Consider the following 14,038-nt stretch of genomic DNA (forward strand, 5'->3'; position numbering starts at 1 on the left):
TCGGGCCGCCTTCCGGTCGGGCCGCGGCGTCGATCAGCCCGCCTCGGGGGCGGGCACCCGCGCGGTGAACTGCTCGGCCTGCAGTGAGTACAGCTCGGCGTAGATGCCGCCGGTGGCCAGCAGCTCGTCCGGTGTGCCGGACTCCACGAGCTTGCCCTGGTCGAGGACGTGCACCAGATCGGCATGGCGTACGGACGCCAGCCGGTGGGTGATGAGGACGACCGTCTGGCCGCCGGAGGCCAGCGCGCGGATCTTCTCGAACACTTCCAGCTCGGCCCGGGCGTCCAGGGCTGCCGTGGGCTCGTCCACGATCAGGATGCGGCCCCGCCGGTAGGCGGCCCGGGCGATCCCGAGCCGCTGCCACTGACCCCCGGACATCTCGTGCCCGCCGCTGAACTGCCGGGCCAGCAGGGTGTCCAGGCCGCGCGGCAGATCGGCCACCACGTGCTCGGCCCCCGCCTCCGCGAGCGAGGCGGCGAGACGTTCCTCGGTGAGGGGCGCCGAGGACCGGCCGACGGCGACATTGACCCGTGCCGTGAACGGCCAGCGCTTGAAGTCCTGGGCCACCATCGCGATGCGCTCGGCGAGTTGCCGCCGGTCGGCGCCGGCCGCGTCGACACCGTCCCACAGGATGCGGCCGCGGTCCGGGGTGTACAGCCCCGCCAGCAGCTTGACCAGGGTCGTCTTGCCGGATCCGTTCTCGCCGACCAGCGCGACGATCCGGCCGAGGGGGAGGGTGAGCGTGACGTCGTCGAGGGCGGGACGGGCGGACTCCCCCGGGTAGCTGAAGCTGACGTTCTCGAAGCGGATCTCCTCCGGGTCCTCGGGCAGCGCGGCTCCGCCCACCGGGATCGCCCGTTCGGCCGCCTCCACGTACAGCCGCTGAAGGTCACCCACGAAGAGGGCCTCCTCGTGGAGCGCGTTGACCTCCAGGACGAGGGTGTCGAGGCTCGACGAGCCCGTGCGGATGGCGATGACGGCCGTACCCGCCACGGACAGCGCCATGGCGCCGGCGAGCAGCAGAGCGCCGAGCGTCGTGTACGTCGCCACGGTCGCGAGCCCTGTCCACGCCGCCGCGATCAGTCCCGTGCGCGCGGCGAGCCGGGCCAGCCGGGCCTGCTCCGCCTCCGCCACCTCGGACATCGCCCGGTAGTGGCGCAGCAGGAACGGGCCCACACCGTGCAGCCGGATCTCGGGCGCGGCGGCCGGCTCGGTCAGCAGCCCGCTGATCAGATGGCCGGCGCGGGAGTGCTGCACCCAGGTGTGGAAGGACTCGTAGCGGCGGCGGGCGTTGGTCAGGGCGCTCCAGGCGCTGGGCAGCGTCATCGTGACGAGCAGCGGCAGCAGGGCGGGGTGCAGCACGGCGAGCACGCCCGCGGCCGCGATCAGCGAGATGGCGGCGTTCACCACGCGTGTGCTGTACGAGATCATGCGGCGGGCGGAGGCGGCGCCGTACTGCGCGGTGTCCAGCAGCTTGTGGAAGGCGTGGTCCTCGATCGCGGCCAGCTCCACGGCCGCCGCCCGCTCCAGGTACAGCTCGGTCGCCACCCGTTCCACCTTGGGCTCCAGCCGTCCGGTGGCGTACGTCGACGCGGCCCGCAGCAGCGTCGAGACCACCATCACGGCGGCCATGGCGGCGAGCGCCGGGACGGCCTCGCGCAGCCGCTCCTCCAGCGCCCCGCCGCCGATCAGCCGCCCCAGCACACTGTTGACGGCGAGCAGCCCGACCGCCTGCGCGAGCCCCCGGCCGACCTCGGCCACCAGCACGGTCCGCGCGGCACGCCGATCGGCCTGCCAGGCCAGCCGGAAACTGCAGCCCAGCAGCGACGGCAACCGCGCCACCATGGCCCGCAGGCTCAGCTCCAGATAGGCGTCGCGGTGCTGGTTCCACCCCATGTCGTACCGCAGCGGGCCCCCGAACAGCAGCCGCTCCGACTCGGAGACCCCGCCCTCATCCGTCCCGCGCTTCTTCCCCACCGTCCGCCTCCCCCGACCCGCCACTCGTGACGGAGGGCCACTATGGCCGGGCGAACGCGTGTGGGGGAGGGCGTACGGGGAGCTGGGCGGTGCGCGCGGGCGTACCCGGCGGGGACGGGGCGCCGGCCTGTCGGCGGGCGGCAGCCCTCAGCGGAGGCGAGGTGTCATGCGCTCAGCGGGTGCGACCAGGAAGGCGTGGTGCCCGTCACCCGGCACAACACCAGATACAGCGGAATCGGTGGCGTGTAGGGAACGGTCCCGTCCGGCCTATGGATCAGCCGAGGCGTGTCCAGGACCGCCGCCCCGGTCGAGTACCGCACCCCGTCCGGCCACTCCAGCGCGTAATCGGAGTCGGACGGCACGATCCACCACCAGTACGCGTCGTCGGCGTACACACACCCCACCCGGGGCAGCCGGGGCAGGACCGACGGGCCGAACCGCGCCGGCACTCCCACCGCGTCGCAGCCCAGCGGTGTGGTCATCCCCTCGGGAAGCGTCAGCCGCGGCGGAGCGGTGAGGCCGCGACGGAGCCGGACCAACGTGTCCAGGCTCAGCACCTGGCCCCCGCCGGACGCGCCGCTCACTGCCATGCGGCCCCCGTCTCCCCGTCGTACCGCGCCTGTGCCTCGTCGTACCGCGTCTGCGTCGCGTCGCACCGCGTCTGCGTCGCGTCGTACCGCGCCTGTGCCTCGTCCTCGTCACCGGAACCCCCGGCCGGGCCCGGCTTGGGCCGAGACCCCCAGCCGAGGTCGCCACAAGGCTCGATGTCGCCTCGGGAAGCGTCCCAGCACACGTCCCCGCGGGGCAGATCCGCCCAGACCACCAGCCCGGAGCCCTGCTCGTGGGCGCCCCACGAATGGCACAGCGCGTCGACGAGGAGCAGTCCCCTGCCGTGCTCCTCCTCGGGACGGGCCGCCAGCGGGTGCGGCTCACCGGGCGCGCATCCCTCGTCACGTACGGCTATGCGCACCAGTTCGGGGCCGTCCTGGAGCTCGCACACGATGTGTTCGCTGGCGGTGTGCACGATCGCGTTCGTGACCAGCTCCGACACGACCAGAGCCGCCGTGTCGCAGGTGTCCTCGCACACCGTCCAGCCGCTCAGTCGCGCCCTGGTCAGACGTCTGGCCTGCCCGGGAGAACCCGGATGCGCGGCCAGTTCGAAGCGGAACCGGCGCTCGGCGGCATCGCCCCGCTGGGGGCCGACGGCCGGGGCGCCGAGGTCGTGGGGGAGCGCGGCGGCGTCTGTTCCTAAGGGCGGGGACGGAATCACGCTTGCCACTATCTCCCCGGCGTGAACACTTGGCAAGTGTCACTCTGAAAATTGCAGAGTGCTGTGTGACTCTCTGGAAGGCCGTGGCACACTGCTCGCAACAGCATGTCGAACGGCGCCAGTTGGGATCGCGAGGACCCGCCGGTTCTACCGAGGTCTTCGAGCAGGTCTTCGAATGGCGCCGTCGGCCTGTCGGGGTTCAATCGGTCTGCCGGCAATCAGGTGGGACTCATTCGTGGAGGTGGAGCGTGAGCGAGCCGCGGTCCGCGCCGACGGTCGGTCAGGTCGTCCTCGGGCGACGCCTGCTGGACCTGCGGGAACGCGCCGGGCTCAAGCGTGAGGACGCCGCCCGCATCCTGCGCGTCGCCCCCGCCACCGTCCGCCGTATGGAGACGGCCGAGGTCTCCCTCAAGATCCCGTACCTCCAACTGCTGCTGAAGGCCTACGGCATCCCCGACGACGAGGCCGAGGCCTTCGTCCAACTGGCCGAGGAGGCCAACCAGCCCGGTTGGTGGCAGCGGTTCCACGACATCCTGCCGGGCTGGTTCTCGATGTACGTCAGCCTGGAGGGTGCCGCCAGCCTCATCCGGTCGTACGAACCCCACTTCGTGCCCGGCCTGCTGCAGACCGAGGACTATGCGCGCGGGGTGCTGAGATCGGGCGCGATCGGCCAGACCAGCCCCGACGACATCGAGGGCCATGTGGCCCTGCGCATGCAACGCCAGAGACTGCTCACCCGCGAGGACGCGCCCCGGCTGTGGGTCGTGATGGACGAGACCGTGCTGCGCCGCCCGGTCGGCGGCCCGGAGGTGATGCGTGCCCAGATCGACCGGCTGCTCGACGCCACGAAGCTGCCCAACGTGACGCTGCAGGTGGCCCCGTTCGCGAACGGGCCGCATCCCGGCACGTACGGGCCCTTCGTGCTGTTCCGATTTGCCATGTCAGAACTGCCGGACATGGTCTACAGCGAGTACCTGACCGGCGCCGTCTATCTCGACGCGCGCGCCGAGGTGGCGACCCACCTGGAGGTCATGGACCGCATGGCGGCGCAGGCCGCTACGGCACATCGCACGAAGGAGATCCTCCGGGATCTCCGCAAGGAGCTGTGAATGGATCGCATCAAGCCGCGCATACGCGTCTACAACGGCATGCCCGCGCGGGACTTGGGCAGCGAGGGCTGGCACAAGCCGTGGAGCGGCGGCAACGGTGGCAACTGCCTGGAGGCGATGAAGCTCGCCGACGGCCGTATCGCCGTCCGTCAGTCGACCGACCCGGACGGGCCGGCGCTGATCTACACCACGGACGAGATGACGGCGTTCATCGAGGGTGCCAAGGCCGGGGAGGCGGACTTCCTGTTGTCCTGATCGCACCGGATCCCTGAGCCCTTCCGCTCCTTGCCCGCCCGCCAATTCCCTTACCCTGGTGCCGAGTTGAGAACGCTCCGTTCTCACCACCCCAGAGCCCCATGGAGTTCGTCATGACCGGGCCGGACCCCGTCGAGATCGACACCGGCAAGCCCCATCCCGCCCGGATGTACGACTGGTACCTCGGCGGCAAGGACAACTACCCCGTCGACGAGGCCATGGCACGGCAGATGCTGGCCCTCGACCCGCGCGTCCCGGTGATGGCGCGGGTCAACCGGGCGTTCATGCAGCGGGCCACGCGCTGGCTCGCCGAGAACGGCGTACGCCAGTTCCTGGACATCGGCACCGGGATCCCGACCGAGCCGAACCTCCACCAGATCGCCCAGCGGGTCGCCCCCGACGCGCGCGTCGTCTACTGCGACAACGACCCCATCGTGCTGGCCCACGCGGCGGCCCTGCTGCGCGGCACCGAGGAGGGTGTCACCGAGTACCTGCAAGCCGACGTGCGCGACCCCCGCACCGTCTTCGAAGGCGCCAGGAAGGTCCTGGACTTCGACCGCCCGATGGCTCTCTCCCTCATCGCGCTGCTGCACTTCGTCTCCGACGACGACGGTGCCCACGACCTGGTCCGGCGACTGCTGGCCGAACTCCCCTCCGGCAGCTATCTGGTGATCAGCCACGCCACCGCCGACTTCACGCCGGCGGAATCCGCGAAGGCCACCGCGAAACTGGAGGCGGCCGGCGTCACGCTGGCGCTGCGCTCCCGCGCGGAGTTCACCCGCTTCTTCGACGGCCTCGAACTCGTCGAGCCCGGCGTGGAGATCCCGCACCGGTGGCACCCCGAACTGGGTGAGCCCGTACCCGGACAGGACGACGGGGTCATCCCCGGGTACGGGGCGGTGGCGCGCAAGCCGTAGCGGGGCTCAGGCACGAAGGGCTGCCCGGACGCCCTGGCCGCACGCGCCCAGCGGGGCCGGGGCTACAGGTACGACATCATGCGCCGCGGGGCGTCCACGAGCCGGCTGACGATCACCACCGGCAGCGGCGGCTGCTCGGCCTTGGCGGGGCTGAGGTTCAGCCCGTAGTAGATCTGCTCCAGGGAGGGCGGTCCGACCGCGAGGTTGCGCCGGACCGCCTGCGACGGCGACTCCTTGCCGGTGTGCACCAGGTACGCGGCGACCATCGCGCCCGTACGGCCGACGCCCGCGCCGCAGTGCACGAACACCGGTCCGGACGTCGAGGAGACGACGCCGAGGAAGCGCTGCACCTGCTGCGGCGACGGCGTCTGCCCGTCACGGATCGGCATGCGTACGGCCTTCAGCCCGGCCTTGCCCGGTTCGGCGAGCTGCGTGGCGTTCATCCGCTCGGCGCGCAGGTCGACGACGGTGGTGATGCCCATGCCCGCCAGCGCTCGGTAACCGGCGGGGGAGGGGGCGGAGCCGCGCCACAGCCGACCGTCGGAGTCCACGGGCTGGAAGTGGTTCACGCCCTGGACGCTGCGCGTTCCGGTGGGCGCGGGGGTCTCCGTCCGAGCCAGATACGACAGGCCCAGTACACCGCCGGCACCGGCGCCCCAAAGGACGAGGTAGCCGATGAGGAGACCGAGGAGGACGCGCAGGGCACGCCGGGAGAGCGGGCGTTCGCGGAAGGCGGGGCGGGGCAGGGTGGCAGAGATGACAGCCATGGGTGACCCGGGGGACTAGGGGACGAGGGCGCCTTGGAAGAGTACCCCCCGGTCTGTGATCAATGAGTGTTAAGTCAGATTATGTGCACTATGTCTCATTTTCCCGTGCGGGCCGCTCCCTTGGTCTCCGTCACCCCGAGTCGTCGCTCGACTCCATGTCGCTGACGGTGACCACCGTGAGGTGGGCGCGCTCCAGCGTCGCGTCCTCCAGGCAGCCGCGCAGTCGCATGACGTCGTGATCCCTGAGCGCGGGCCGGACGACCCCGGCGAACATGCCGTTCCCCAGGTCGCCGAGCGGGGCGTGCCGCAGCGGCGCGGACGTGGAGTGCCGGCAGCTCTCCCAGATCTGCCGTGCGGCCAGCGCTCGGCCTTCGGCCGACACGCGCGGCTCCCGCAGATCGACCCGGAGCAGCACCGAGGTCGCCTCGTGCCCGTTGGCCTCCCCCTTTCTGGTCTGGGTCAGATCGGCGAGCCCCACCACCAGCGTGGCGAGCAGGGCGACGCAGACCGTGGTGACGGCGGCGAGCCGTGCCGTACGCCACCGGGTTCCGCCGAGCGGAGGCAGATCCTCCAGGTCGCCGGACACCGCCGGATCCGGCGCGGCGAGGACGGCCAGCCGCCCGGCCAGGTGACGTTCGGCCGGTCTCGCCGTGGCCGAGGCGACCTTCTGCACCACCCAGGCGAGCGCCGACAGCAGCACTCCGGCGACCATCAGGACCGGCACGAAGACGTACGCCCGGTCCGCCGGGTCGTCCAGCCAGCGGAACCGCCTTTCCTCGCGCGCCGCTTCCGGCTCGCGCAGCCGTGTCAGTACGTCCTCCTGGCGGGCGTCCCACTCGCGCTGCCGTCGGTCGGAGTCGCGCAGCCGTTCCTCGATCCGGTTCAGCCGTCCCAGGGTCACCAGACCGAACAGGAGCACCTCGACCACCAGCAGCAGCACCCCGCAGATCAGTGCCCGCTGCCACTGCCACCGGTACAGGTAGATGACGAGGTAGGTACCCGCCCCGGCGGCGGCCAGCGCTGCGAAGACGTACGCGACCCTCCTCATGGCGCGCCCCCCGGTCGCACGTCACCGGCGGTCCCGTCGACGGTGAGCCGGGAACCGGGCGGGAAGCGGCGTACGGCGTCAGCGGCGCCGACGACCGCGGGGATCCGGTACTCCCTGGCCAGGACGGCCAGATGGGACAGCGGGCTGCCGGTCTGGGCGACCAGGCCGCTGAGGTTCGGCAGCAGGGGGGCGAGCGCGGGGGCCAGCGTCCGCACGACCAGCACGGCGTCCGCCGGCCGGGGACCCGCCCCGTCCCATGCGGTCCCGACGGCCCGCCCGGCGGACACGCCCCGCATGCCGTCGCCCCGACGTGCGCCGCGCTCGGCCACGACGACCTCGCCTTCCGCGAGCCGGAACACGTCCGGCAGCGGCGGTGTCCGGGGCCGGGGCACGCGCGCGGGGAGGTCGGCGGGCAGATCCGCGCCGTCCAGCACGGCGGCCAGCTCGACCCAGCGCAGCAGTCCGAGACGCTCCACGTCGAGCCCTGCCCGCCGCGCCACGTCCCGGACGATCCGCACCTGCAGTTCCTGCACCCAGCGGATGCGGAGGCGGAGGGCTTCGCGGGGTGGGAGGGGGGTGAGGGGTGAGGTGGGGGTGGTGGGGGTGGTGGGGATGGCGTGAGTGGCGGGGGGTTGTGTTGTCGGGGTGAGTGGGTGGGGGGTCGTGTGGGCTGAGGGGGTGGTGGCGAGGAGGGGGCCTGGGTGGGGAGGCTGGGTCCAGTGGGTCCGGTGGGTCGGGTGGGTCTGGAGGATCTGCTGAGTCTGCTGGGGCTTGTGGGTTTCGTGGGTCTGGTGGGTCCGCTGGGTCTGGTGGGTCCGTTGAGTCTGGTGGGTTGGCTTGGCCGGTCGGATCCGCTGGGTCCGTTCGAGGGCGGGTGGGCGCGGGGCGGTCGGGTGGCTGCTGCCGTCGCGTCCGGGGCGGGCTGTGCCGTTGGTCGGCCGTGGCAGGGCTGTCGCCTCGTCGAGCGCGGGTGTCGTCGTGGTTGCGGGCGTGGGGGTGGCCGCAGGTGCGTTGGTGGCCGTGGCCGTGGCCGCAGACGCGGTGGGGGCCGTAGCCGTGGCCGCGGGCGTCCCTGTGCTCGTGGGCGGGGCAGTGCCCGTGAAGGTCGCTGCCTCCGGGGTGCCCTGCCGCTGTCCGCGATCTCGCAGGCTTGGGGCGGTGAGGGCCAGGATCACGGGATCGGTGGTGATCAGCCAGTCCTCTGGTACGCCGCGGGCGCGGGCGTCGGCCAGGGCGGCGAGAGCCGTACCGGCGGCTGTGCGGCTCCGGGGCGGTTCCTGGAGGAGGGCTCCCGCGAGGGCCTCCTGGGCGTGCAGGGAGGCCAGGGCCCGGCGGGTCCAGCGGAGCTCATCGGCCAGGGCGGCACCGGACAGTCCGCTGGGCGAGGGAATCTCGGCGAGGTGGCGGTCGACATCGGCGGCGAGATCGGCGGCCAGCCCCGGCAGGGAGGACGCGAGGCGCCCCATCCGCCAGGCCGCGGTGAGCCGCCGGGCGCCCGGCGCCGGGTTGAGCAGCGCCAGCCAGCGATGCCGCGGTGGCACGGTACCCAGGAGGCGCAGATCGGCGGCGGCGCGTCCGGCGACCGTGGTGACCACCGGCACCGACCTCAGCAGCCGACGCGGCGCGGTGCCCGCGAGGTCGAGCGCGGTGGCGAGCCCACGGGCCATCGGTGCCACCCACAGGTCCTCCTCCAGAGGCCCCAACTGTCCGGGCAGCGTCTCCGCCACCGGTCCGGGCCCGAGCAGCCGCGCCCCGCGCGCGGGCCGCGGCGCCATCGCGGTGATCGGCCGGCTCTGGAAGAGCCAGAGCCTCCCGTCGTCGTCGAAGCCGAACTCGATGTCCTGCGGTCCGCCGAAGACCCGCCGGACCTGCCGCGCCAGCCGCGCCAACCGGAACAGTTCACGGCGCGTGAGCAAGGGGCCGGCCTGCCGGGAGGCGGCGCGGACGTCACCCGAGGGCACTGCCCTGACGACCTCCGTGGCGCTGTTCTCCGAGACCTCCGTCCGCAGGAGCCGTCCCTGTCCGCTCAGCCAGTAGTCGGTGCCGGTCCGGGCACCGCTGACCAGGCTGTCCGGCCCACCGCGCACCGCGCTGACCAGGATCCGGTCGGCCCGTCCTTCGACGGGGTCGGCCCCGAACATCACCCCGCCCACCCGCGCCGTGAGCATCGGTTGCACCAGCACCGCCATCGGCGCCGTTGATCCGTCGGGACGGTGTGCCGAGTCGAGCACGGTCCGCACGGCCGTACGGAAGGCGCGCCAGCCGGATACGTCCAGTACCGAGGCGAACTGGCCCGCCAGCGAAGATTCCTCGGTGTCCTCCTGCGGTGAGGAGGACCGTACGGCGAGTGGGCGGGCGCCGCTGTCGGAGAGCTCGTCCCAGGCACGTCGCAGGGCCACGGTGTCGCCGCCCGCGCGGGGCGGGATCGCGAAACCGGGCAGCACGGGCAGGCCGGCGCGGGCCGCGCGGGCGAGGTTCGCGGCCTTGGAACCGATCAGGCGCGGCAGTGCGACGCCGGGCTGGTCCAGCGGGACGATGGCCGGTCGGTACGTCTCGGCCCGGCCGGTCTTGACGTCGCCCCGGTGTTCTTCACCGCCGCGTGCACTTTCTCCGTGACGTTCGTAGAGCGTCGTCATGAGCACCCTCCAGGACCGGCCGCCAACAGGGGGGACGCGCGGGGGTGGCCCTGCGCCTGACGGCGGAACGAAGGATGGGGGCGAGCCGCTGCCGATCCGGGCCCCGGCCCGGGTACGACGACAGCGCGCCTCCTTGTTCGATGATCCCACTCCCGTTCGCATACCTGTAGTCCGGAGGTCACTTTTCAGGTGCATGGGACGAGAAATCCGGACAGGGCAGGAGCCGTGCTCGGGTGCCTCGTCCGAGGGGCGCACATCAGGGCTCGTCCGCGAGCAGGATCCGGCGCGGGCGGCTCGTCCGCGAGCAGGATCCGGCGGGTCCGGCGAAGCCGGGTGGGTCCGGGGGCGGCTCAGGCGGCTCAGGGGCGGCAGGTGGGTGCCGCGCGGCGGCTGCGGCGGGCGGTGCGCCTCACGGCAGCGCCCCGCACAGCGCCTCCAGCGCCGCCCCGTAGGCATGCTCCGACGGTGTCGCGCAGCCGACGACGAGGCCGTCGCGTACCGGCATGTCCGCTTCTGCCACCTGCGGGTGGCGGAACTCGGCGAGGCCTTCCAGGGCGATGCCCTGCCCGGCGGCCGCCTCCACCGTGGCCCGCTCGGTGCCCGGCGGCAGCCGCAGCACCGCGTGCAGTCCGGCGGCGACACCGGTGACCTCGATGTGCGGGGCATGCGCGGCGAGCGCCGCGACGAGGCGGTCCCGACGACTGCGGTACCGCTGCCGCATCTTGCGGACATGACGGTCGTACGCCCCGGAGGCGACGAGGTCGGCGAGGCTCAGCTGGTCGAGAACGCTCGCCCAGGCCTCACGCTCGCCCTTGACCGCGAGGACGTCGCCGACGTACCGCTCCGGCAGCACCATCCACCCCAGCCGCACCGCCGGCGACAGGCTCTTGCTGACCGAACCGATGAAGATCACGTGTTCGGGGTCGAGGCCCTGGAGGGCGCCGACGGGCTTGCGGTCGTAGCGGAACTCGCCGTCGTAGTCGTCCTCCAGAATCACGCCGCCACGCGCGCGTGCCCAGTCGACCACCGCGGCGCGGCGCTCGGGGTGCAGCGGTCCTCCCGTCGGGAACTGGTGCGCGGGAGTGAGCAGCACGGCCCGCTCGCGCGTCAGCCGCTCGACGCGGGCGCCGTGCTCGTCGAGGGGGAGCGGTACGGTGCGTACGCCCCCGGCGGCGAGGAGTTCCCGGTGGAAGCCGAGCCCGTACGCCTCGACGGCCAGCGGACCGCGGAGCACTCCGCCGCCCCCGCCCTTGTCCTGGCCGAACAGCAGCCGCAGTGCGTGCGCGAAGCCGGAGCAGATCACGATCCGGTCCGGCTCGGTGCGCACGCCGCGCGCGCGTGCCAGGTACTCGGTGAGCGCCTCACGCAGTTCCACACGGCCGGCGGGGTCACCGGGCCCGAAGGCCTCGCTCGGCGCCCGCTGGAGTGCCCGCCGACAGGAGGCGAGCCACGCGGTACGCGGGAACGACGACGCGTCCGGGGCGCCCTGGCGCAGGTCGTGCAGAGGTCCACGCGCGCGTGACGGCGCCTCGGGCGGTGCCGCCTGCCGGGAACCCGGCGGTGGTTCGGCCTTCCCCCGGTGCCTGAAGGGTGTGTGCGCCACCCCCATGGCGACCTGGGTCCCCGAGCCCTGGCGGGCGGTGAGCCAGCCTTCGGCGACCAGTTCGGAGTAGGCGTCGGCCACGGTGTTGCGCGCGATTCCGAGGTCGGCGGCGAGCGAACGGTAGGGCGGCAGCCGGGTGCCGGGCGCGAGCCGCCCGCTGCGCACGGCCTCGCGCAGCGCACGCGTCAGCGCGGCCCGCCGCCCGCCCGGCCCGGACGGCTCCGAGAGGTCGAGATGCAGGTCGGCACCGATCCGCTCCGCGTGATTGACCCACGATTTCGCCATGGAAATGCACCCTACAGCCGGTCTTTCCGGCCCGTAGCGTGGAGCGCATGACGACGAACACGACTGCTGCGCACGCTGCTTCCGCCCTCGCTTCCCCGGACGCCGGGACGGGCTTCGGAGCGGGCTCTTCGGGGAGGTCCGCGACGAACTCCACGATGCACTCCGCGATCGAAGCCGCCGACGCCGCCAGGACCCGACTGGACCTCGCGAGGTCGGCCCCGAAGGTGTTCCGGGCCATCGTCGGCTTCGACGCGGCCGCCCGCGAGGGCCTGGACCCCGCACTCGTCGAACTGATCCAGATCCGCGCCTCGCACCTGAACCACTGCGCCTACTGCCTCCACATGCACACCAACGACGCCCGCAAGGCCGGCGAGAGCGAGGACCGGCTGCACATGGTGGCGGTCTGGCGCGAGGCCCGGCACTTCTTCACTGAGAAGGAACAGGCCGCCCTGGCCCTGACCGAGGCGGTCACCCTGGTGGCCGACGGCGGCGTCCCCGACGAGGTCTACGCCCGGGCCGCGGCCCACTTCGACGAGCAGGAACTGGCACACGTACTGTCCCTGATCCTCACGATCAACACCTGGAACCGGGTGGCCCTGGCGACGGGAAAGGTGGCCGGGACGGACGAGCGGCGCTGACCAGCGGCGATCTGCACGTCACACGGCCATGGGCCGGTCGTACGGCGATATCGGCGTCGGCAGCCGCGAACTCCCCGTCAGATAGCGGTCGACGGCTGCCGCCACCGCCCGCCCTTCCGCGATGGCCCAGACGATGAGTGACTGCCCGCGGGCGGCGTCCCCGGCGGCGAACACCCCGCGGGCGTTGGTGGCGAAGCCGGCGTCCCGCGCGAGCGTGCCCCGTGGCTCCAGCTCCAGTCCCAGCTGATCGATCAGCCCGTCGGCCCGGTCGGGTCCGGAGAAGCCGAGGGCGAGCAGCACGAGGTCGGCCGGCAGCGAACGCCCGGTGCCCGGGAGCGGGCGGCGCTGCGCGTCCACCTCGACCAGGTGCAACGACCGTACGTGTCCGTCGGCGTCCCCCGTGAAACGGAGCGTCGACGCCGCGAACAGGCGCGCGTCCGCATCAGCCGCGGGCGCCGTCTCCAGGTCGCGCGCCTCCTCGTGCGCGGCCGAGAGGCGGTAGATCTTCGGGTACGTCGGCCAGGGCTCGGCGTCGTCGTCCCGCGCGGTACCGGGCTGGGCGTAGATGTCCAGCTGGGTCACGGACGCGGCACCCTCCCGGACGGCCGTGCCCAGGCAGTCGGCCCCCGTGTCCCCGCCACCGACGATGACGACGTGCTTTCCGGCAGCGGACATGGGGGAACTCTCCAGGTCCCCCTCGCACACCCGGTTGGCCAGCGGCAGATACTCCATCGCCTGCTGGATCCCGAGCAACTCCCGCCCCGGAACCGTCAGTTCGCGCCACGCCGTGGCGCCCGTCGCCACCACCACGGCGTCGTAGCGCGACCGCAGCTCCGCCGCGCCGACGTCCCGCCCGACCGTCGTCGAGGTACGGAACCTGGTCCCCTCGGCCCGCATCTGCTCGATGCGCCGCTCCAGATGGTGCTTCTCCATCTTGAACTCGGGGATGCCGTATCGCATCAGCCCGCCGATCCGGTCGTCCTTCTCGTACACGGCGACCGTGTGCCCCGCCCGCGTCAGCTGCTGGGCCGCGGCGAGCCCGGTGGGACCCGACCCGATCACCGCGACCGTCCGCCCGGACAGCCGGTCCGGCGGCCGCGGCGGCGCGAAGCCCTCCTCCCAGGCGCGGTCGGCGATGGCGCACTCGACGTTCTTGATGGTGACGGCGGGCTGGTTGATCGCCAGCACGCACCCGGCCTCACACGGGGCGGGGCACAACCGCCCGGTGAACTCGGGGAAGTTGTTCGTCGCGTGCAACCGGTCGGCGGCCGCCCGCCAGTCCTCCCGCGACACGAGGTCGTTCCACTCGGGGATCAGATTGCCCAGTGGGCAGGCCTCGTGGCAGAACGGTACGCCGCAGTCCATGCAACGGTCGGCCTGCTTGCTGATGATCGGCAGCAGAGCCCCGGGGACGTACACCTCGTCCCAGTCCTGCACCCGCTCTCCGACGGGCCGGCGCGGCCAGTCCTGGCGGGGGGTCTTCATGAAACCCTTGGGATCGGCCATGGCCGTCTTCCTCGCGTGCGCGTGCGA

General features: G+C 72.8%; 12 protein-coding genes. 4 read left to right on the forward strand and 8 right to left on the reverse strand.

Annotation, left to right across the window (positions count from 1 at the left end; translation table 11 throughout):
• Positions 1–33: 33 nt before the first annotated feature.
• From ACFYNL_RS36795 to ACFYNL_RS36805, 3 genes are all read right to left on the reverse strand, one after another.
• Entirely contained in the window at positions 34–1,896 is a 1,863-nt protein-coding gene (locus ACFYNL_RS36795) for an ABC transporter ATP-binding protein (RefSeq protein WP_388812336.1), read from the reverse strand.
• Between the two features lie 245 nt (positions 1,897–2,141).
• Positions 2,142–2,567, reverse strand: a complete 426-nt coding sequence (locus ACFYNL_RS36800) for a hypothetical protein (protein WP_388811772.1) — start codon at positions 2,565–2,567, stop codon at positions 2,142–2,144.
• Positions 2,558–3,247: an ATP-binding protein gene (locus ACFYNL_RS36805; RefSeq protein ID WP_388811775.1), complete on the reverse strand. Its 690-nt coding sequence runs from the start codon at positions 3,245–3,247 to the stop codon at positions 2,558–2,560. The genes ACFYNL_RS36800 and ACFYNL_RS36805 overlap by 10 nt, the downstream gene beginning before the upstream one ends.
• A 248-nt stretch (positions 3,248–3,495) precedes the next feature.
• Here ACFYNL_RS36805 and ACFYNL_RS36810 point away from each other — a divergent pair, with 248 nt between their 5' ends.
• The 3 genes from ACFYNL_RS36810 (at position 3,496) to ACFYNL_RS36820 (ending at position 5,528) form a co-directional block, all read left to right on the forward strand.
• A complete protein-coding gene (locus ACFYNL_RS36810) occupies positions 3,496–4,356 on the forward strand; it encodes a helix-turn-helix domain-containing protein (protein WP_388811777.1) in 861 nt (286 codons plus the stop codon).
• Complete coding sequence (locus ACFYNL_RS36815) at positions 4,357–4,611, forward strand: DUF397 domain-containing protein (protein ID WP_019757219.1); 255 nt, start codon at positions 4,357–4,359, stop codon at positions 4,609–4,611.
• Positions 4,612–4,712: 101 nt separating this feature from the next.
• Positions 4,713–5,528: an SAM-dependent methyltransferase gene (locus ACFYNL_RS36820; protein ID WP_388811780.1), complete on the forward strand. Its 816-nt coding sequence runs from the start codon at positions 4,713–4,715 to the stop codon at positions 5,526–5,528.
• Positions 5,529–5,590: 62 nt separating this feature from the next.
• Here ACFYNL_RS36820 and ACFYNL_RS36825 read toward each other — a convergent pair whose 3' ends face one another.
• From ACFYNL_RS36825 to ACFYNL_RS36840, 4 genes are all read right to left on the reverse strand, one after another.
• Positions 5,591–6,295, reverse strand: coding sequence for a dual specificity protein phosphatase family protein (locus ACFYNL_RS36825; protein ID WP_388811783.1), 705 nt, complete (start codon positions 6,293–6,295; stop codon positions 5,591–5,593).
• A gap of 130 nt (positions 6,296–6,425) precedes the next feature.
• A complete protein-coding gene (locus ACFYNL_RS36830) occupies positions 6,426–7,343 on the reverse strand; it encodes a hypothetical protein (protein WP_388811786.1) in 918 nt (305 codons plus the stop codon).
• Positions 7,340–9,979 carry a PEP/pyruvate-binding domain-containing protein gene (locus ACFYNL_RS36835; protein WP_388811789.1) on the reverse strand — a complete coding sequence of 880 codons (2,640 nt, stop codon included), beginning with the start codon at positions 9,977–9,979 and terminating at the stop codon, positions 7,340–7,342. The genes ACFYNL_RS36830 and ACFYNL_RS36835 overlap by 4 nt, the downstream gene beginning before the upstream one ends.
• Positions 9,980–10,388: 409 nt before the next feature.
• Positions 10,389–11,867, reverse strand: coding sequence for a PLP-dependent aminotransferase family protein (locus ACFYNL_RS36840; protein WP_388811792.1), 1,479 nt, complete (start codon positions 11,865–11,867; stop codon positions 10,389–10,391).
• Positions 11,868–12,022: 155 nt separating this feature from the next.
• On the opposite strand from ACFYNL_RS36840, the gene ACFYNL_RS36845 reads away from it, so the two are divergent.
• Positions 12,023–12,505 (forward strand): carboxymuconolactone decarboxylase family protein, encoded by a 483-nt coding sequence (locus ACFYNL_RS36845; protein WP_388812339.1) that lies wholly within the window; start codon positions 12,023–12,025, stop codon positions 12,503–12,505.
• An 18-nt stretch (positions 12,506–12,523) separates the two neighbouring features.
• On the opposite strand, the gene ACFYNL_RS36850 is transcribed toward ACFYNL_RS36845, so the two are convergent.
• On the reverse strand, positions 12,524–14,011 hold the full coding sequence (locus ACFYNL_RS36850; protein ID WP_388811795.1) for a glutamate synthase subunit beta: 1,488 nt from the start codon (positions 14,009–14,011) through the stop codon (positions 12,524–12,526).
• Positions 14,012–14,038 lie beyond the last annotated feature (27 nt).

It is taken from the genome of Streptomyces sp. NPDC007808, assembly GCF_042868655.1.
Classification (GTDB): domain Bacteria; phylum Actinomycetota; class Actinomycetes; order Streptomycetales; family Streptomycetaceae; genus Streptomyces.